The 18,815-nt window shown below is 69.2% G+C and carries 15 protein-coding genes; 12 read left to right on the forward strand and 3 right to left on the reverse strand.

What is annotated here, in order from left to right; genetic code table 11:
• Nucleotides 1–143: 143 nt before the first annotated feature.
• Nucleotides 144–2,102: an acetate--CoA ligase gene (acs, locus tag ACFVVM_RS23090; RefSeq protein ID WP_387621740.1), complete on the reverse strand. Its 1,959-nt coding sequence runs from the start codon at nucleotides 2,100–2,102 to the stop codon at nucleotides 144–146.
• Between the two features lie 402 nt (nucleotides 2,103–2,504).
• On the opposite strand from acs, the gene ACFVVM_RS23095 reads away from it, so the two are divergent.
• From ACFVVM_RS23095 to ACFVVM_RS23115, 5 genes are all read left to right on the forward strand, one after another.
• Nucleotides 2,505–4,085: an ABC transporter substrate-binding protein gene (locus ACFVVM_RS23095; protein WP_387622341.1), complete on the forward strand. Its 1,581-nt coding sequence runs from the start codon at nucleotides 2,505–2,507 to the stop codon at nucleotides 4,083–4,085.
• A 63-nt stretch (nucleotides 4,086–4,148) separates the two neighbouring features.
• Complete coding sequence (locus ACFVVM_RS23100) at nucleotides 4,149–5,075, forward strand: ABC transporter permease (protein ID WP_387621743.1); 927 nt, start codon at nucleotides 4,149–4,151, stop codon at nucleotides 5,073–5,075.
• Nucleotides 5,068–5,997 carry an ABC transporter permease gene (locus ACFVVM_RS23105; RefSeq protein WP_387621746.1) on the forward strand — a complete coding sequence of 310 codons (930 nt, stop codon included), beginning with the start codon at nucleotides 5,068–5,070 and terminating at the stop codon, nucleotides 5,995–5,997. Before ACFVVM_RS23100 ends, ACFVVM_RS23105 begins: the two co-directional genes overlap by 8 nt.
• Complete coding sequence (locus ACFVVM_RS23110) at nucleotides 5,994–7,667, forward strand: ABC transporter ATP-binding protein (RefSeq protein ID WP_387621749.1); 1,674 nt, start codon at nucleotides 5,994–5,996, stop codon at nucleotides 7,665–7,667. The genes ACFVVM_RS23105 and ACFVVM_RS23110 overlap by 4 nt, the downstream gene beginning before the upstream one ends.
• Nucleotides 7,668–8,042: 375 nt before the next feature.
• Nucleotides 8,043–8,792: an oxidoreductase gene (locus tag ACFVVM_RS23115; RefSeq protein ID WP_387621752.1), complete on the forward strand. Its 750-nt coding sequence runs from the start codon at nucleotides 8,043–8,045 to the stop codon at nucleotides 8,790–8,792.
• A gap of 419 nt (nucleotides 8,793–9,211) precedes the next feature.
• Here ACFVVM_RS23115 and ACFVVM_RS23120 read toward each other — a convergent pair whose 3' ends face one another.
• A complete protein-coding gene (locus ACFVVM_RS23120) occupies nucleotides 9,212–10,006 on the reverse strand; it encodes an HAD family hydrolase (RefSeq protein WP_387622344.1) in 795 nt (264 codons plus the stop codon).
• A gap of 417 nt (nucleotides 10,007–10,423) precedes the next feature.
• Between ACFVVM_RS23120 and ssd the strand changes: the two genes are divergently transcribed.
• The 7 genes from ssd (at nucleotide 10,424) to ACFVVM_RS23155 (ending at nucleotide 16,109) form a co-directional block, all read left to right on the forward strand.
• On the forward strand, nucleotides 10,424–11,542 hold the full coding sequence (gene ssd / locus ACFVVM_RS23125; protein ID WP_387621755.1) for a septum site-determining protein Ssd: 1,119 nt from the start codon (nucleotides 10,424–10,426) through the stop codon (nucleotides 11,540–11,542).
• The gene (locus tag ACFVVM_RS23130) at nucleotides 11,539–12,720 is read left to right on the forward strand and encodes a TadA family conjugal transfer-associated ATPase (protein WP_387621758.1); all 1,182 of its coding nucleotides are present in this window, start codon (nucleotides 11,539–11,541) and stop codon (nucleotides 12,718–12,720) included. Before ssd ends, ACFVVM_RS23130 begins: the two co-directional genes overlap by 4 nt.
• Before the next feature lie 474 nt (nucleotides 12,721–13,194).
• Nucleotides 13,195–13,830 carry a type II secretion system F family protein gene (locus tag ACFVVM_RS23135; RefSeq protein WP_387621761.1) on the forward strand — a complete coding sequence of 212 codons (636 nt, stop codon included), beginning with the start codon at nucleotides 13,195–13,197 and terminating at the stop codon, nucleotides 13,828–13,830.
• Between the two features lie 533 nt (nucleotides 13,831–14,363).
• Nucleotides 14,364–14,978 carry a type II secretion system F family protein gene (locus ACFVVM_RS23140; protein ID WP_387621764.1) on the forward strand — a complete coding sequence of 205 codons (615 nt, stop codon included), beginning with the start codon at nucleotides 14,364–14,366 and terminating at the stop codon, nucleotides 14,976–14,978.
• Nucleotides 14,979–15,050: 72 nt separating this feature from the next.
• A complete protein-coding gene (locus tag ACFVVM_RS23145; RefSeq protein ID WP_387621766.1) occupies nucleotides 15,051–15,260 on the forward strand; it encodes a DUF4244 domain-containing protein in 210 nt (69 codons plus the stop codon).
• A 41-nt stretch (nucleotides 15,261–15,301) separates the two neighbouring features.
• Complete coding sequence (locus tag ACFVVM_RS23150; RefSeq protein ID WP_387621769.1) at nucleotides 15,302–15,616, forward strand: TadE family type IV pilus minor pilin; 315 nt, start codon at nucleotides 15,302–15,304, stop codon at nucleotides 15,614–15,616.
• A gap of 139 nt (nucleotides 15,617–15,755) precedes the next feature.
• Entirely contained in the window at nucleotides 15,756–16,109 is a 354-nt protein-coding gene (locus tag ACFVVM_RS23155) for an Rv3654c family TadE-like protein (protein ID WP_387621772.1), read from the forward strand.
• 300 nt (nucleotides 16,110–16,409) lie between these two features.
• On the opposite strand, the gene ACFVVM_RS23160 is transcribed toward ACFVVM_RS23155, so the two are convergent.
• On the reverse strand, nucleotides 16,410–18,800 hold the full coding sequence (locus ACFVVM_RS23160; RefSeq protein ID WP_387622347.1) for a DEAD/DEAH box helicase: 2,391 nt from the start codon (nucleotides 18,798–18,800) through the stop codon (nucleotides 16,410–16,412).
• Nucleotides 18,801–18,815: the final 15 nt, after the last annotated feature.

Below are 18,815 nucleotides of genomic sequence, written 5' to 3' on the forward strand. Positions count from 1 at the left end.
GGCCTCTCGGCAGGGGTCGACAACGCTGCGAACATGCCCCCGACCAGCGGGTTCACCCTCGCACGCCGACCAGACTTCCCGGCACACCGTGTTCGACTCTAGCGGGGACGACCGGGATCACCGGCCGTCCCCGTGCTCGCGACTCAGTTGTTCGCGCTGCGGATCGCCTCGAAGACGCCCGGATCGACCAGCGTGGAGGTGTCGCCGAGCTCGCGCCCCTCGGCGACGTCACGCAGCAGCCTGCGCATGATCTTGCCGCTGCGCGTCTTGGGCAGCTCCGGCACGATGTGGATCTCGCGCGGCTTGGCGATCGGGCTGATCTGCTTGGACACTTCGGCCTTGAGCTCATCGACCAGGCCCGGTCCCGCGTTGGGCGCCGCCTCGCCGGTGAGGATCACGAACGCGGCGATGGCCTGCCCGGTCGTGTCGTCGGTCGCGCCGACCACCGCCGCCTCGGCCACGGCCGGATGTCCGACGAGCGCGGATTCGACCTCGGCGGTGGAGATGCGGTGGCCGGAGATGTTCATGACGTCGTCCACGCGGCCGAGCACCCAGAGATCGCCGTCGGCGTCGAGCTTGGCGCCGTCACCGGCGAAGTACCAGCCCTGCTCGGCGTAGCGCTCCCAGTAGGTGGCCCGGTAGCGGTCCATGTCGCCCCAGATCCCGCGCAGCATCGACGGCCACGGCTTGTCCAGCACCAGATAGCCGTTGGCCTCGGTCTCGCCGAGCTGCACCGGCTTGCCCTCGTCGTCGACGACCTTCGCCGAGACACCGGGCAGCGGACGCATGGCCGCACCCGGCTTGGCCGCGGTGACGCCGGGCAGCGGGGAGATCATGATGGCGCCTGTCTCGGTCTGCCACCAGGTGTCCACGATCGGGGTCTTGTTCGCGCCGATGACCTCGCGATACCAGCGCCAGGCCTCGGGATTGATCGGCTCTCCGACGGAACCGAGCAGCCGCAGCGAGGCCAGGTTGTGCGCGTCGGGGATCTCGCGGCCCCACTTCATGAAGGTCCGGATCAGCGTGGGGGCCGTGTAATAGATGGTGACGCCGTACTTCTCGATGATCTCGAAGTGCCGGTGCTCGTTCGGCGAGTTCGGGGTGCCCTCGTAGACGACCTGCGTCGCACGGTTGGCCAGGGGCCCGTAGACGATGTAGCTGTGTCCGGTGACCCAGCCGATGTCGGCGGTGCACCAGTAGACGTCCTCGCCCGCTTTGTGGTCGAAGACGTTGTGATGGGTGTAGGCGGCCTGGGTGAGATATCCGCCGGTCGTGTGCAGAATCCCCTTGGGCTTTCCGGTGGTCCCGGAGGTGTAGAGGATGAACAGGGGATGCTCGGCGGGGAAGGCCTGCGCCTCGTGGGAAGGCGAAGCGAGCGACACGGTTTCGTGCCACCACAGATCGCGCCCGTCGGTCCACGGCACCTCGGTGCCGACCCGGCGCACCACCAGTACGTGCTCCACCGACGACGGCACATCGCCCTTGGCCGCGAGCGCCTCGTCGACGGCCTCCTTGAGCGGTGCGGGCTTGCCACGCCGCCACTGTCCGTCGGTGGTGATGATCAGCCGGGCCTCGGCATCGTCGACCCGCTGACGCAGCGCGCTCGGCGAGAAGCCGGCGAACACCACCGAATGGGTCAGCCCGAGCCGTGCGCAGGCCAGCATCGCCACGACGGCCTCGGGCACCATCGGCATGTAGATGGCGACCCGGTCGCCCGCCTCGAGCCCGAGTTCGGTGAGGTAGTTCGCCGCACGCGAGACCTCGTCGAGCAGTTCGCGATAGGTGATCGCGCGCGAGTCGCCCGGCTCGCCTTCCCAGTGGATGGCGATCTGGTCGCCGTGCCCGTCGATGACGTGGCGGTCGACGCAGTTGTAGGCGACGTTGAGCTCGCCGTCGCCGAACCAGCGCGCGACGGGGGCGCCCGACCAGTCGAGTACCTCGGTGAAGGGCTTGTGCCAGTGCAGCCGGTTGGCCTGCTCGGCCCAGAAGCCGTCCCGGTCGGTCTCGCCGCGATCGTAGAGGGCGGCGCCCGCATTGGCGGTGGCGGCGAACCCCGGGCTCGGCGGGTACGAATCCTGATGTCCTGCAGCGGTTTCGGTCATGTCGATTCAGCCTCACATGCCTGGTGCGGTCGGGTCGGTCGCGCGGGGCACAGCCCTGCGTCTTCGACAGTAGTCAACACCCCTGCGCCTCGTGGCCGTTGTATCGGTGAGGTTTCGCGAGGGTCAATCGGGGTGCGTTCATCCGATGACTTCGCGGACAGACCGGGCGGTCGCGAGCTATCGTTTTGATTCAACGGTTCAGCTGATGGTTCTGAGAATTGTTCATTTATTTCTCTCGAGCTGGAGGGGCTCGGCAAATTTTCCGGCGTTTCCATCGAGTAACCGTATTGATACATGTGAAGCGAAAAAGGCTCGGTTCACTGCAAAACCGGGCCGCAGTGGCTAACCTCCGACCGTTATGCCACGGAACCGAACCGGGAGTGAGCGTTGAGATTCATCAGAGTGACCGCGCTGATCGCTGCGGGCCTGACGGCCACAAGCCTCGGCCTGACAGCGTGCTCGTCCGAGGACGGTGTCGATGCCGGCATCGTCACCACCAACGCGGGCGAACCGCAGAATCCCTTGGTGCCCACCAATACCAACGAGAACATGGGCGGCCGCGTCGTCGACCGCCTGTTCGCCGGGCTCAAATACTACGACGCCACAGGTCAGGCCCACGACGAGATGGCCGAGACCATCGAGACCGCCGACCGTAAGTCCTACCGGATCACCATCAAACCGGACTGGAAGTTCACCGACGGCACGACCGTGACGGCGAAATCCTTCGTCGACGCCTGGAACTATGGCGCGCTCGCTTCCAACGCGCAGTTGCAGAGTTACGTATTCACCCCCATCGTCGGATTCGACGAGGTGAATGCCGAACAGCCGAAGGCGCAGACGATGTCGGGCCTGAAGGTGGTCGACGACCGCACCTTCACCGTCGAATTGAAGTCGCCCTCCATCGATTTCGAGAGCGCGCTCGGATACGCGCCGTTCTATCCGCTGCCCGAGGTGGCGTTCGACGACATGGACGCCTTCGGCGAGAACCCGATCGGTAACGGCCCCTACGCCTTCGAGTCGTGGGAACACAATGTCAAGATCGATTTGAAGCCCAATCCGGATTATCCCGGCGGCCGCCCCGCCAAGAACCAGGGCCTGCGCTTCGTCATGTACCAGTCCTACGAGACCGCCTACGCCGATCTGCAGGCAGGCAATCTCGACGCGCTCGACACCATCCCCGACAGCGCGCTGACCTCCTACAAGAGCGATCTGGGCGACCGCGCGATCACCAAGCCGACCGCGCAGAACCAGCACATCGGCATCCAGTCCTCCGTGCCGCACTTCGGTGGCGAGGAAGGCCTGCTGCGCCGCAAGGCCATCTCGATGGCGATCAACCGGCCGCAGATCATCGACAAGATCTTCAACGGATTGCGCGTTCCCGCCCGCGATTTCACCGCCTCCACGCTGCCGGGCTACAAGGGCGACCTGCCCGGGTCGGAAGTCTTCGAATACAACCCCGAGGAAGCCAAGAAGCTCTGGGCGCAGGCCGACGCCATCTCGCCGTGGTCGGGTCGCTACGCGATCACCTACAACTCCGACGGCGGCCACCAGGCGTGGATCGAGGCCGTGGCCAACAGCATCAAGAACACCCTCGGGATCGACGCCGTCGCCACTCCGGTGCCGACGTTCAAGAACGTCCGTGACGCGGTGACCGCCAAGACCATCGGGACCGCCTTCCGCTACGGCTGGCAGGGCGACTACCCGACGATGATGCAGTTCCTGTCCTCGCAGTACTACAGCTACTCCGAGACCAACAATGTCGACTACAACAACCCCGAGGTCGACCGGCTCTTCGACGCCGCCATGGCCGCGCCGACCCAGGAGGAGTCCTACGAGCTCATCGCCCAGGCCCAGACGATCATGATCGCGGAGATGGCCGACATCCCCGTGTTCGACTACGTCGCCGCCGCGGGACGCTCCGAGCACGTGAGCGCCGAACTGGCCTGGAACGGCCTGTTCGACTTCGAGAACATCGAGAAATAGGCACTCGGAGCTGGGCCGGGCCACGCACTACGTGGCTCGGCCCCAGTCGTTTTCGGAGGAATGATGGCTTGGTACATACTTCGGCGCCTGCTCCAGATGATCCCCGTGTTCCTGGGCGCGACGCTGCTGATCTACGCGATGGTGTTCCTGATCCCGGGTGATCCGATCAAGGCGCTGGCGGGCGAGAAACCGCTCACCCCGGCGGCCGAGGCGGCGCTGCGCGCTCGCTACCACCTCGATCAGCCGTTCATCATGCAGTATCTGCACTATCTGAAGGGGATCGTCACCTTCGATTTCGGCACCTCGTTCTCGGGCAGGCCGGTGCGCGACGAACTCGCGCGCGCCTTCCCGATCACCATCCGGCTGGCGTTCCTCGCGGTCATCATCGAGGGCTTCTTCGGCATCGTCTTCGGCCTGATCGCGGGCCTGCGCAAGGGCAAGCTGTTCGATTCGACGATGCTGATCGCCAGCCTGGTGATCATCGCGCTGCCGGTGTTCGTCGTCGGCTATCTCGCGCAGTTCCTGCTCGGGGTGAAGTGGGGGATCGCGCCGGTGACCGTCAGCGGGAAGGCGAGCTGGGGCGAACTGCTCGTCCCCGCGTTCGTGCTCGGCTCGCTCTCGTTCGCCTATGTCCTGCGATTGACGCGGAACTCGGTGGCGGAGAACAAATCCGCCGACTACGTGCGCACCGCCACGGCGAAGGGCCTCGGCCGCCGTCGCGTGGTGAGTGTGCACATCCTGCGCAATTCGATGATCCCGGTGGTGACCTTCCTCGGCGCCGACTTCGGCGCGCTGATGGCGGGCGCGATCGTCACCGAGGGCATCTTCAACATTCCCGGTGTCGGCGGCACCCTGTACCAGGCGATCATTCGCGGCGAGCCGCCGACGGTGGTGTCGTTCGTGACGGTGCTCGTGGTGGTGTTCCTGCTGACCAACCTGCTCATCGATCTGCTCTATGCCGCGCTGGACCCGAGGATCCGTTATGCATGACAGCCAGAAGCATTTCGTGGCCCCCGCCGACGATGTCGAGGTGCTCGCCACCGATCGCGTGATCGACGCGGGCACCCCGACCAGTATCTGGGGCGATGCGTGGCGGCGGCTGCGTCGCAACCCGGTTTTCCTCGTCGCGATGGTGTTGATCGTGCTGGTCCTGCTGGTGGTGGTGTGGCCTTCACTGTTCACCAGCCAGGACCCGCGCCAGTGTCTCGGCGAGTTCGGGATGGACGGGCCGCGTCCCGGCCACCCGTTCGGTTTCGACAAGCAGGGCTGCGACATCTACGCCCGCACGATCTACGGCGCGCGCGCCTCGGTCACCGTCGGCATCGGCTCCGCGACGCTGTTCCTGCTGGTCGGCGGGGTGCTCGGCGCGCTGGCCGGGTTCTACGGCGGCCTGCTCGACACGGTGGTCTCGCGTATCGCCGAGATCTTCTTCGCCATCCCGATGGTGCTGGCCGCGATCGTACTGCTGCAGCTGCTGCGCCCCGCCGGGGTGTGGACGGTGGTCGCGATCCTGGTCGCCTTCACCTGGCCGCAGGCCGCCCGCATCGCCCGCGGCGCGGTGATCGAGGCCAAGAACAGCGAATACGTCACCGCGGCCAAGGCATTGGGCGTGTCCCGGTTCGGCACGCTGGTGCGGCACGTGCTGCCCAACTCGGCGGGTCCGCTGATCGTGGTCGCGACGATCTGGCTCGGCGTCTTCATCGTCACCGAGGCGACGCTGTCCTATCTCGGCGTCGGCCTGCCACCCGACATCGTGTCCTGGGGCTCCGACATCGCCCGCGCCAAGACCGAGATCCGTACCTCGCCGATCCTGTTCTATCCGGCGACCGCGCTGGCGCTCACCGTGCTGAGCTTCATCATGCTCGGCGACGCGGTGCGCGACGCGCTCGATCCGAAGGAGCGCACCCGATGAGTGACCAGCCCCTGCTCGAGATCCGCGACCTCGATGTCGGCTTCACCACCGACGGCAAGGCGGTGCCCGCCGTGCGCGGGGTGAACCTCACCGTCTACCCCGGGCAGACCGTCGCCATCGTCGGCGAGTCCGGCTCGGGCAAGTCGACGACCGCGCACGCCATCATCGACCTGCTGCCCGGCACCGGCACGGTCACCGGCGGACAGATCCTCTTCGACGGCAAGGACCTCACCAAGGCCTCGGCGAAGGAGATCCTGGCGGTGCGCGGCAACGGTATCGGCCTGGTGCCGCAGGACCCGATGTCGAACCTGAACCCGGTGTGGAAGATCGGCTTCCAGATCCGGGAGACGCTGGAGGCCAACGGTGTCGCCAAGGGCGACGCGGCCCGCAAGCGGTCGGTCGAGCTGCTCACCGAGGCGGGTATGCCCGATGCCGAGCGGCGGGTGAACCAGTACCCGCACGAGTTCTCCGGCGGGATGCGGCAGCGCGCGCTCATCGCGATCGGGCTGTCGTGCCGGCCCAAGCTGTTGATCGCCGATGAGCCGACCTCGGCGCTGGACGTCACCGTGCAGCGGCAGATCCTCGGTCATCTCGAACAGCTCACCAGCGAACTGGGCACCGCGGTCCTGCTGATCACCCACGATCTCGGTCTGGCCGCGGAGCGTGCCGAGCACCTGGTGGTGATGTATCGCGGCCGGGTGGTGGAATCCGGTCCGGCGCTGCAGATCCTGCGCGATCCCCAGCACGCCTACACCAAGAAGCTGGTGCGTTCGGCGCCCTCGCTGGCGGCGCAGCGGATGTCGTCGTCACGGCAGCGGGCCGCGGTGCGCGCGCGGGCCGTCGAGGTGGCCGAGCGCGAGGCCGACGATCTGCCCGACAGCGTCCTCGAGGTGCGAAACCTGAGCAAGGCGTTCAAGATTCGCGGCAAGCGACCGTGGCAGTCGGCGGATTTCGTGGCGGTCGACGAGGTGAGTTTCACCGTCGAACGCGGGACAACCACCGCGATCGTCGGCGAGTCCGGTTCCGGCAAGTCGACCATCGCGCAGATGGTGCTCGGCCTGCTGGAGCCGACCTCGGGCACGGTGACCTTCGACGGCAAGGACGTCGCGACCCTGGACAGCAAGGGCGCCTTCGCCTTCCGCCGTCGCGTGCAGCCGATCTTCCAGAACCCCTACGGCTCGCTCGACCCGATGTACTCGATCTACCGCACCATCGAGGAACCGCTGCGCGTCCACAAGATCGGCACCGCCGCCGAACGCGAGGCGGTGGTCCGCGACCTGCTCGACAAGGTGTCGTTGCCGTCCTCGGTGCTGCGCCGCTATCCCAACGAGTTGTCGGGTGGGCAGCGTCAGCGCGTGGCGATCGCGCGAGCGCTGGCCCTTTCACCGGAAATGGTGGTCTGTGACGAGGCCGTCTCCGCGCTGGACGTGCTGGTCCAGGCCCAGATCCTCACCCTGCTCAACGACCTGCAGGCCGAGCTGGGGCTGACGTATCTGTTCATCACCCACGACCTGGCCGTCGTCCGGCAGATCGCCGACAACGTCCTGGTCATGCGGGAGGGCAAGGTGGTGGAGTCGGCGACCACCGACGAGGTGTTCGCGGCACCGAGTCAGAAGTACACGCGGATGCTGCTGGAGGCGATCCCGGGGCGGGAGCTGTTGACGGGGTGAGTTCCGTCCCCGCGGGTGGGTCGATCGGTGAGTCACCGGCGGATGGCGCGGGTCGTGGGTTCGCTGTGTCGACCGTGGGCCGGGAGGCGCGCGGCGCGAATCTGGTTCACGGGGGCGGCTATTCACCGTGGAACAGCAGGTCACAGGCGTATCGTTGGGTGGTCCGAAGTCGTGTGGTGCGGATGACAGGGGAACACCGATGGATCGGATCGAGGCCGAGCGGGCAGCTGAACTGGAATCGCGGCGGCGCCGGGCGTACACGCCCGCGGGGAAGCGACTCGCCGAGATGATGTGGCCGGATCGGACCTGGCCGCGGGTCCGCGGGTTGCACGTGGCCGTCGGCTTCGCGACAGGCGGCCGGTAGCCTCGTATGCCGTGACTGATCCGCTGCAGCCCCTGGTCGACCTGCCCGGTGTGCGCGAGGCCGCCGACAAGGCCCGCGACGCGCTCGCCGCGGTGCACCGGCACAAGTCGAACCGGCGCGGCTGGGCGACCACGGCTGCCGAGGCGGCGGTGCGCGCCGCGCGGTCCTCGGCCGCGATCGAGGGCGCGAGCACCGAGCTGCCCGCCGACGGTCAGGTCAGCGATCCGGTACTCGCGGGCGCCTTGCGCGTCGGCCAGGCACTCGACGGCGACGCGCTCACCAATCTCGTCGGCACCTGGCGGCGGGCCCCGCTCCAGGCGCTGGCCCGGCTGCATCTGCTCGCCGCCGCCGACCTGGTTTCCGACCAGCAGGACCTTGGCCGCCCGCGCTCGGCACCCGGCGTCGCCGAGCGGCTCGACCTGCTGACCCAGACCGTGCAGACCAGCAAGGCCCCCGCTCCGGTGATCGCGGCGGTCGTGCACGGCGAGCTGATGACGCTTCGCCCGTTCGGCACCGCCGACGCCATCGTCGCGCGCGGCGCGTCCCGGCTGGTCGCGGTGGCGAGCGGGCTGGATCCGCACAGCCTCGGCGTGCCGGAGGTGTTCTGGTTGCGCCGCCGACAGGCCTACCTCGACGCGGCGGCCGGGTTCGGCGCCGGGACGCCCGAGGGGGTCGGCGGCTGGGTGCTGTTCTGCGCGGGCGCGCTGGAAGACGGAGCCCGCGAGGCGAACTCGATCGCCGACGCCGCCGCCGCGGGCTAGGTCCAGATATCGAAGCGGGCGGCGTTGCCGATTGCTCGACCTCGCCGCCCGCTAGCACGGAACGCCTGGTTACCAAGCGTGCTGAGGTGGGTTGTGTTCGGTGGCCTCGGCGATCACCCGAACCCCGCCGGTTCATCCCCGCAACCTGTGCGAGGCCTTCGCCGACGACCGCTCGAATTTCGCAGGCCCACAACTCTGCTGCCCTTGTCGCGGCGCGCTCCGCGTGGGTGCCTGACGTCCGTGCTGGGAAGGGTGGGATGGGAGGCGAAACCTTCTCTTCCGGCTCCGTCTTGGCCTTCCGTCCTTCCGTGACTCCATTCTTACACTGTGATGGCACTCACATCAAGTGTTTCGAAGGCATCACCGGATACCCGTGAAATCGGCGTGTCGCCCGGCGATCCGTGCTTCTGCGTCGCAGGTCAGCGGCGTTTACGCAGCAGTCGGTAGCTGATCGCGCCGGCGATGATCGCGCTGAGTCCGACGGCCGCCGTGGCCGCCACAGTGGTGCTCGACGGAGTCCCGAATCGGGACCACAGCGACACCGGATTGGAGAAGGTGAGCACCGGCCAGCCGCGTGCGGCGGCCTCCTTGCGCAGCGCGCGGTCGGGGTTGACCGCGGTCGGATGGCCCACCGCGCTCAGCATCGGCAGGTCGGTCGCCGAATCGGAGTAGGCGTAGCACCGCGACAGGTCGTATCCCTCAGTGGCGGCGAGTTTTTCGATCGCGGTCACCTTGCCCTCGCCGTAGCAGTAGAACTCGATGTCACCGGTGTACTTGCCGTCTTCGACGACCATCCTGGTCGCCGCGGTGTGTGAGGCGCCGAGCACCTCGGCGATCGGGCCGACCATCTCCTCGCCGGAGGCCGAGACGATCACCACATCGTGTCCGCGGATCTTGTGATCGGCGATCAGATCGGCGGCCTCGGCATAGATCAGCGGGTCGACGAGATCGTGCAGTGTCTCGGCCACAATGGATTTCACCTGCTCCACATCCCAGCCCGCGCACATATTGGCCAGGTTTGCCCGCATTCGTTCCATCTGGTCGTGATCGGCACCGGAGAGCAAGAACAAAAAGTGGGCGTAGCTGCTCTCCAACACCGCCCGGCGGTTGATCAGACCCTGCGCGTAGAACGGTTTGCTGAACACGAACGCGCTCGATTTCGCGATCACCGTTTTGTCGAGATCGAAGAACGCGGCGACGCGCCCGCCCGGCACCGGCGCTCGGCCGCCGCGGTCGAGTCTTGTGTCCGGAGGCGATGTCTGGTCACGTTCGGCCGTCACGTCAACAGAATAGGCACGCGCCGCGCGTGATGGGTGATCGGCTGTCCAGGTGTGCCCGAAAGGGTTTGCCCCGGGGACGCCGGACGCCGCGAATCGCCGGAGAATGTCGGCGAACACTACTTGCGCCCGCGCCGGGGGATGGGTGTAGTATTGCTGGCACCTGGACTTAGTTCCAGGCGCGTTCAGCCCGACCCCCCGGGGCTGAACCCGACGGCCCCAGCCTCCTCCCCCCCGGCTGGGGCCGTCCTCTATTTCCGGGACGATTCCCGAAAGTTCTCCACACCCCCGAGTTATCCACAATCGGCCTTCGGTGGCTGTTCGACACCTCCGGGCTGGGCCACGCTGAGCTGCATGAACCAAGCCGCTCCCCGCCCAGTCCCCGCACCCTCGCTCGCTCCCGCGTTGGTCCTCGTGCGTGACCAGCGACTGCGCGCCGAAGTGCGCCGGGTCGCCGCGGCCGCCGAACGAACGACCGACGAACGGGCCATGCCGGTCGGCAGGCACGCGTGGTCGGGAGCCGGGCTGGTCATCCTCGATACCGCTGCCGCGACGGCTGCCGCGGCAGCGGGCTGTCCGCGAAGAACGGGGATCGTGCTGGTCACCGAAGGGGAACCCGCGGTATCCGATTGGCAGGCCGCGACCGCGGTTGGCGCCGAACGGGTGGTGCCGTTACCCGCGGGCGCTGTCGCCCTGGTCGAGCAGTTCGCCGAGCACGCCGAGGCGCGCACCGGCGACGGGGTGGTCGTCGCGGTGGCCGGTGCGGGCGGCGGCGCGGGGGCAACGACCCTGGCTGCCGCCACCGCGCTGCGCGGGGCGGCGCGCGGGCTGCGTCGCGACACGGTGTTGATCGACGGTGCGCCGCTGGACGGCGGCATCGACCTGGTGCTCGGGATGGAGAATGTCGCCGGGCTGCGCTGGCCGGATCTGGTGATCGAGGACGGACGGGTGTCCGCGTCGGCGCTACACAATGCCCTACCCGCCGCGGGGCCGGGGCTGGCTGTGCTCTCCTGCGGCCGGTCGCGGCCCGAATCCGGCAGCGGTTCGCCGACCGAGCTCACTCCGGCCGCGGTCCGTGCTGTCATCGAATCCGGCAGGGCCGCAGGGGATCTGGTTGTCTGCGATGTCTCCGGTGAGCGCGGCGCGGCGGCGGATGCGATGCTCGATGCCGCCGACCTGGTGGTGCTGGTCGTTCCGGCGCGGTTGCGTTCGATCGCCGCCGCGGAGCTCGTCTCGGCGCATCTGGGTGAGCGAAATCCCAACCGGGGCTTGGTCGTTCGTGGTCCGGCGCCCGGTGGATTGCGTGGTGCCGAGGTGGCCGAGCTGCTCGGGCTGCCACTGCTGGCCGCGGTGCGCGGGCAGGCCGGGCTGGCCTCCCGGCTCGAACGCGGCGGGCTGAACGTGCGCAGGCGCGGTCCGCTGCGCGACGCGGCCGATGCGGTACTCGCCGTGGTCGGAGCCGATCCGCGATGACCACCTTCGTCACCGTCGACCTGCTCGAGCGCGTCCGCGAACGCCTCGCCGAGCACACCGGCGTCCCCGACGCGGCCCAGCTGGCCGCCGCCATCCGCGCCGAATCCGGCGGCGTACTGGCCGACACCGACCTGCTGCGCGCCCTGCGCCTGCTGCAGACCGAGATGACCGGCGCCGGCCTGCTCGAGCCGCTGCTGCACGATCCGCGAGTCGCCGACGTGCTCGTCACCGCGCCGGACTCGGTCTGGATCGACCGCGGCCACGGCCTCGAACAGACCGACGTCCGCTTCGCCGACGAAGCCGCCGTCCGCAGGCTCGCCCAGCGCCTCGCCCTCGCCGCAGGTCGCCGCCTCGACGACGCGCAACCCTGGGTCGACGGCAAACTCGCCGGAACCGAGGCCACTCTCGGCGACGCATTCGGCGTCCGGCTGCACGCCGTCCTCGCCCCGGTCGCCCACGACGGCACCTGCCTGTCGCTCCGTGTGCTCCGCCCGGCGACGCAGGGCCTCGACGCCCTGGCCGCCGCCGGGTCTGTGCCACCGGAGGCCCGTCGGCTCCTGGCCGACATCGTCCGAACCCGCCTGGCCTTCCTCGTCGTCGGCGGCACCGGCGCCGGCAAGACCACCCTCCTGTCCGCACTGCTCGCCGCGGTCGACCCCGCCGAGCGGATCATCTGTGTCGAGGACGCCGCCGAACTCGCCCCGGTCCACCCGCACGTCGTCCGGCTGGTGGCTCGCACCGCCAATGTCGAGGGGGTCGGCGCGGTCACCGTGCGCGACCTCGTCCGCCAGGCTCTGCGGATGCGCCCCGACCGCATCGTCGTCGGCGAGGTCCGTGGCGCCGAGGTCGTGGACCTTCTGACAGCCCTCAACACCGGCCACGACGGCGGCGCGGGCACCGTCCATGCCAACTCACCCCAGGAGGTTCCCGCCCGCCTGGAAGCGCTCGCCGCCCTCGGCGGCATGGACCGCGCCGCCCTGCACAGCCAACTGGCCGCCGCGGTCCAGGTCATCCTGCACGTCCACCGCCGCGCCGACGGCACCCGCGGCCTTCGCGAAATCGGCGTACTCGAACGCACCCCCGAAGGCATCCACATCACCCCCGCGTGGCGTTCCGACAACCTCCCGGCCCCCGGCGCTTCCGAACTGGCCCGCCTCATCGATAGCCGCCTCGGATGAGCGGCACAGAGACTGCCCGGCCGCGGCGAGATCGCGCGGCGGATCGACGGGTCGCCCTGACGCACACGGCACATGGCTGGCTGCCCTTCGTGTGGCCCTGCTTGTGGATCGGTGTGTGGGCATTGCTGATCGCGGTGGGGCTCGGATGAGCGCCGTGCGAATTCTCCTCGGGATCGGGTCGCCACGGGGGGTCCGTGATGGCCGAGGTGCGATGAACGCTCGTGGTGTGAGCCGGGAAACGGCGCGACTGTTGATGCGGTGTGGACGGGTGTGGACAGCTCGGCCTGTTCGTGCCGAGGGTCGACGGGGGAGGGGGAAATGGTGGAGATCGGGTTGGTCTGTTGCGCGGTCGCGGTGCTGGTGTTTCCGGTGGCGGGTGGGCAACGGCGGTTCGCGCGGTTGTTCGGATCGCCGCGGGCGAGACCGCGCGGGCGCGTCCCTGTGGAGTGGTGTGTGGGAGTCGCGCTGGGGTGTATGGCTTTCGGGCTCGGTGTCGGTGCGGGCCTGGCTGCGCTCATGCTCGGAGTCACTGTCGCGGTGCGGAATCGGCGTGCGCGTGCCGAGCGGGAACGACGGCTCGAGTGCTCCCATCTGCTTGCCGGGCTCGAAGCCGTCGTCGGTGAACTGCGGGTGGGTGCGCACCCGAGCGCGGCGGCCGAGTCCGCGGCGGGGGAATCACGGGGCGAAGCGGCCCGCGTCCTGGCGATCAGCGCGGGCCGCAGCAGACTCGGCGGCTCCGGCGCCGAGGGCTTGGTCCATCCGGATTCGGTGGTGGCCGAGGAACTGTCGCGGATCGCCGCCGCCTGGCGCGTCGCCGAAGACCACGGCCTCGCCCTGGCCGAACCGCTCACCGCCGCCAGATCCGACCTGCTCGGCCGCATCCGCTTCCGCGCCCGCACCGAATCCGCCCTGGCAGGCGCCCGAGCCTCGGCCACCGTCCTGGCCGGCCTCCCCCTGGTTGGCATCGGCCTGGGCCAACTGATGGGCGCCGCCCCACTGTCGGTCCTCTTCGGCTCTCCCGCAGGCAACCTCCTACTACCCCTGGGTGCCGCCCTCGCCTGCTGTGGATTGCTGTGGACAGATGTGATCACCCGCAAGGGAACGGCATGAACCATGGGCTCCGACAACAGGTTCGAGCAGCAGATCAGTCACGTGCCGAGCTTGCGGCAGGGCCCTATTCGCGTCGGATCAATCGCCAGAGGGCGACGAGGATGTCGGTCACCCAGGGCATCCGGTACAGGGTGTCGATCAGATACGGGCTTCCTGAGCCGATGCGCTGGACGTGGGCGCAGTGCAGCTTCGCAGAACTGCGAGACGTTGGGCTGCACAAGGCATCCGACGCCACGCGGAGCAACACCACACCCGCGCACGATCGGCTCGACCACCGAAGCTTCGCCGCCGGCGGACCGGTCTTGGACATACAGGGCGCGTTGGGTCGGCCGAGCAGGGCGGAAAGGCTGTGCACAACTGTGCAGTGCTGTGGCCGGCCGCGGGGATGGCCGCGGGGGATGGCCGCGGCGGCGCGGGTTGCCCTCGGTAGAGGCAGCAGTAGGGCATCGGTCGGGTCTCGGCGATGCGGGGAGCGGTTGGTTGTGGACGGGTGGGGACTATCCGGTATCGAGGGAGGGACTGCCGTGTGGCACATGATCGGGGCACCTTCACCAGCGGCGTTGTTCATCGCCGCGGTGGCGGTGGTGTTGTTACCGAGCCGGGTGGCGGTGCGTCGGCGGGTTCGGGGGCTCGGACCACCGCCGGAGAGCGCGGCGCCGGTGCGGGCGGCGAAGGCTGATCCGTTGGGATCGGCTTCGGCGTTCGACCTGCTCGCCGCCTGCCTCCGTGCGGGCCTGCCGATGGCCGCGGCGGCGCGGGCCAGTGCGCCCACCGCCCCGCCCGTATTGCGCGCCGCGCTGCTCAGGGCTGCCGACCTGCTCGCGCTCGGCGCCGACGCGGCCTCGGCATGGGAGCGTGCCGCCGCGGATGCCGCCGGATCCGTGGGCGCCGAGGAGGTGGAGGCGCTCGCACGGATGGCCCGCCGCTCGGCGCGCTCGGGCGCCTCGCTCGCGGCGGCGGTCAGCGAACTGGCGACCCAGCGCCGCGAAGCGGTGGAGGACGCGGCCGTGGCCCGCGCCGAACGCGCGGGCGTGCTGATCGGCGGCCCGCTGGGCCTGTGCTTCCTGCCCGCCTTCGTCTGCCTCGGCATCGTTCCGGTCGTCATCGGCCTGGCGGACCGGGTGCTCGGCGACGGTGGCCTGCTGTGACCGGCCTCGACGAGGTCGGCGAATCGTCACCGCACGGACCAGCCGCGCGGTGGGACAAGAGAGGGGATCACGATGACATTCGTCCGCACCGTGTACGCGGGGGCACGCACCAGATTCACGCGCCTGCTCATCGACGACGACGGGATGAGCACGGCAGAATACGCGATCGGCACGATCGCGGCCGCGGCGTTCGGCGCGGTGCTCTACGGGGTGGTGACCGGGGACAGCATCGTCAACGCGCTGACCCAGATCATCGACAAGGCGCTCAGCACGAGCGTGTAAAGCCCGGTAGCACAAGGATTCTCGGTGGCGATGTGGGTGCGGTGACGGTCGAGGCCGCCATCGCCCTCGCCGCACTGGTGTGCGCGGTAGCGCTGTGCGTCGGCGCTCTGCTCGCGGCATCGACCCAGGTGCGCTGTGTCGACGCGGCCCGCGAGACCGCCCGCCTCGCGGCTCGCGGCGACACGGCACGAGCGATCGCCGCGGGCAGAGGTGTGGCTCCCGCAGGCGCGACGGTCGAACTCCGCACCGAAGGAGACCGGGTGGTCGCCGCCGTCACCGCGAGCACCCCGCTGCTGCCGGGCCTGCGGTTGAGCGCCGAGGCCGTCGCCGTCACGGAACCGGGAGTAGGGCGGTGATCGCGACGGTTGGCCGAGGTCGTCGCGGTCAGGAACCGGGAGTAGGGCCGTGACCGCGATGGGCAGAGGGACGGGTGGCTGGCGAAGTGGGGTGTGGAGGCGGGGTCGCGGTGCGGCCGCTGACACGGGCGGTGCGAACGTGAGTGGGGACACGGGCGGCGCCACGGCCTTCGCGTGTATCGCGCTTGCGGCGCTGATTGCGCTGACTCTGTTGATCGGTCAGGTGGGCGTCGCCATCGCGGCGCGACACCGCGCGCAGGCGGCAGCGGACCTCGGCGCACTGGCGGCGGCGGGGGTGCTGGTGGAAGGGACGGAAGCGGGCTGCGCCGAGGCGGCGGAACTCGCGCGGCGGATGGGTGCACGGGTGGCGCGGTGTGTGGTCGAGCACTGGGATGTCGTGGTGACGGTAGAGGTCACAGTGGCTCTCGGGATAATCGGCAAGCGCACGGTTGGCGTGGCGGCACGGGCGGGCCCGGTGGACGAGACCGGGTGACCAGGAAGTGTTATCACTGGCCAGTGGTTGTTCCGCACCGAACTAATCCGCCATTTACTGGAATACCCCTAAAGCCATTTCATGCGCATTGTTTGATGCAGCTGAGAAAAATATGAAAACAATGATCGGGCGCCCCGACTACTAGCCGTTGGCTATGGATCAGTTAACAGAAGAGTCGTCCTTTTTATTCGTGGAGTCGCCGTCCGTAGACAGGTCCATGCTGGTCAGCGCAAATTCGGACAAGCGACCAGTAATCGTGGAGCGAGGTATAGCCGCGGTCACGTCACCGGAGCGGCGGCATCACGGTTCGGACGGGCTGCCGGAATGGGTTCGCAGCTCGCCCAGGACAGCGGCCAGCAGGCGGGCCGCGGCCGCCTTGTCCAGGGGGTTGTTGCCGTTGCCGCACTTGGGCGACTGCACGCACGACGGGCACCCCTCCTGGCATCCACAGCTGTGGATGACACTGAGCGTCGCGGCCAGCCAGTCCGCGAGCTGGGCGAATCCCCGTTCGGCGAAGCCCGCCCCACCGGGCTGCCCGTCGTAGACGAACACCGTCGGCGCCTCGGTGTCGGGATGCTCGGCGATGGACACGCCACCGATGTCCCAGCGGTCGCAGCCCGCCACCAGGGGCAGCATCCCGATCGCGGCGTGTTCGGCCGCGTGCAGGGCACCGGGGAGCTGTTCGTCGGTGATCCCGGCAGCCGCGAGCAGCCGGGGCGTGACGGTATAGAGGACGGCCTTGGTGCGCAGGGTGTGCGCGGGCAGATCGAGTTCCACCTGGTCGAGTACCTCGCCGGTCACCAGGGTGCGCAGGTAGCCGATGACCTGGTTGGTGACCGCGACCTGCGCGGATGCCGTCGTCACCGCCCCGAACACCCGCTGCTCGGTCACCGCTTCGATGCTGATCGAGGTGATCTGGCGGGCGCTGGTGGTGAACCCGGGATCCACCTGGTCGACGAACGCGACACCGCCGTCGAGGTCGAGTTCGTCGACCAGGTAGGTCTCGCCCTGGTGCAGGTGCACGGCTCCTTCGTGCAGGGTGGCGGGCGCCCGGCCCGCGTCGGCGGTGCCGAGTAGCCGACCGGTCTGGGTGTCCACGACGGCGATCGGTGTCCCGAGCCCGCCGCGTACGTCGACCGCGTCGTGCGGGTGGGTATGGGCGGTGACATGCCAGCGAGCAGGCCGGCCTCCGACACCGGGACGGCGCCGGATCATTCCCTGTTCGGCCAGGTCGGCCAGCACTTCCGTGGCCCGAAGTTCGCTCACCTCGTCGTCGGTGAGCGGGAGCTCCAGCGCGGCGCACAGCAGCTGGGGGCCGAGGATGTAGGGGTTGTACGGGTCGGTGATGGTGGCCTCGACGGGCCGGTCGAGCAGCGCTTCGGGGTGGTTCACCAGATAGGTGTCGAGCGGATCGTCGGTGGCGACCAGCACCACGAGTGAGCCCTGCAGTCGCCTGCCCGCGCGCCCGGCCTGCTGCCAGAACGAGGCGACCGTGCCCGGAAAACCGGCGATCACCACGGCGTCGAGTCCGGCGATGTCCACGCCGAGTTCGAGCGCGTTCGTGCTGGCCGCGCCGAGCAGGGTGCCCTGCGACAGCGATTGTTCGAGCTCACGCCGGTCCTCGGCCAGGTATCCGGCGCGATAGGCAGCGACGCGTTCCTGCAGCTCGGGGGTGGTTTCGGCAAGGATGCGGCGCGCATCGAGCGCGATCAGCTCGGCGCCGCGCCGGGACCGGACGAAGGTGAGCGTCCGCGCGCCCTCGGCCACCAGGCTCGCCATGATCTTGGCGGCCTCGCTGGTCGCGGTGCGGCGCACCGGCGCGCCGTTCTCCCCGGTCAGCGTCTTGCTCAGGGGCGGTTCCCACAGCGCGACGGTCCGCGCGCCGCGTGGCGAGCCGTCCTCGGTGACGGCGGTGACCGGCGCGCCGATCAGCCTGCTCGCGGAGGCGGCCGGGTCGGCGCTGGTCGCCGAGCACAGGATGAACACCGGGTCGGCACCGTAGAACCGGGCGAGCCGGCGCAGCCTGCGCAACACCAGTGCGACATGCGAACCGAACACGCCCCGGTAGGCGTGGCATTCGTCCACGACGACGTAGCGAAGATTGCGCAGCACGCGCGCCCACCGCTGGTGGGAGCGCAGCATGCCGACGTGCAGCATGTCGGGATTGGTGAAGATCCACCGCGCGTTGGCCCGCACCCACTGCCTGACCTCGGCGGGAGTATCACCGTCATAGCTCGCCGGATGCGCCTCACGCAGGGCGTTGTCATGGATCAGGCCGCCGACGGCCCGCAGCTGATCGGCGCCGAGTGCCTTGGTGGGGGACAGGTACAGCGCGGTGGCGCGGTGGTCCTCGTGCAGCGCGGTGAGCACCGGCAGCTGGTAGCCGAGCGATTTCCCGGAAGCCGTCCCGGTGCTCACGACGACATGGTTTCCGGTCGCCGCCAGCTCCGCTGTTCGGGTCTGGTGGGTCCACGGCAGTTCGATCCCGTGCGCGTCGAGCGCTGTGACCAGCTCCGATGGCACCCAGCGCGGCCACTCGGTGGTGCGGGCACGCTGCGCGGGCAGCTCGGCGACATGGGTCAGCGGATGCCCGCCCGAGGCCGCCTCGACGAGGACACGATTCAGCAACGATCGACCGTAGCTTTCGCTCGATCGTGACTCGCGGACCTCGGTCCGGTCGGTCGGATTCATCGTCTCGGCCTCTCG

The sequence above is a fragment of the Nocardia sp. NPDC058176 genome, assembly GCF_042883805.1.
Taxonomy (GTDB): domain Bacteria; phylum Actinomycetota; class Actinomycetes; order Mycobacteriales; family Mycobacteriaceae; genus Nocardia.